This window comes from Paracoccus aeridis (assembly GCF_004923205.2).
Taxonomy (GTDB): Bacteria; Pseudomonadota; Alphaproteobacteria; order Rhodobacterales; family Rhodobacteraceae; genus Paracoccus; species Paracoccus aeridis.
Genome location: NZ_SELD02000028.1, coordinates 1 through 565 on the forward strand (window position 1 = coordinate 1; position 565 = coordinate 565).

Sequence of the window (565 nt, forward strand, 5' to 3'; positions counted from 1 at the left end):
ACGATGTCGCCGGTGGTGGGGTCGGGAATGTAGTAGGCACGACGATCCGTTTTCACGTTGTGGTGACGTTGACACAACGAGAACAAATTCGCTGGGGTTGTGCTTCCCCCGTCGGCGTAGGGGACGCGGTGATCAAGCTGGCAGTGCTGTGCATCGCGGGTACAGCCCGGCCAGACGCAGGTGCCGTCGCGGGCGATAGCGAACGCTTTCATCCGGGCCGAGGGAACATAGCCGTCGATCTCGTGGCCGGCAACATCACCAAGGTCCACGATGCGCGAGGCGTACTGTTCGGCCACAGCACTGCCCTCAGCATCGGTCCACCCCGTACCGGGGAAAAACACTGATGCACCGTCGACGATGTCACCATCGGGGCCCAGGGGTGCGAACCCGAAAATAGTCACCGTGGGTTGTGCGGTGAGTTCACCGGTGAGGATCAGGCGTGCTGCTTCGTCTTCGGTGATGTTGTTCTCTTGTGCCACGTGTGTGCGGTATTGCCGGATCAGGGCGTGGGTGGTGTTGTCGCACTCAATTGTGGTGCCGGAGCGTGCACCGAGCTCATAGTCGT

General features: G+C 61.2%; 1 protein-coding gene. It reads right to left on the bottom strand.

Going from position 1 to position 565, the window contains the following annotated elements; all coding sequences use genetic code 11:
* Nucleotides 1-565: HNH endonuclease signature motif containing protein (locus ELI80_RS16685; RefSeq protein WP_136651329.1), on the bottom strand; the 565-nt coding region annotated here is incomplete at both ends.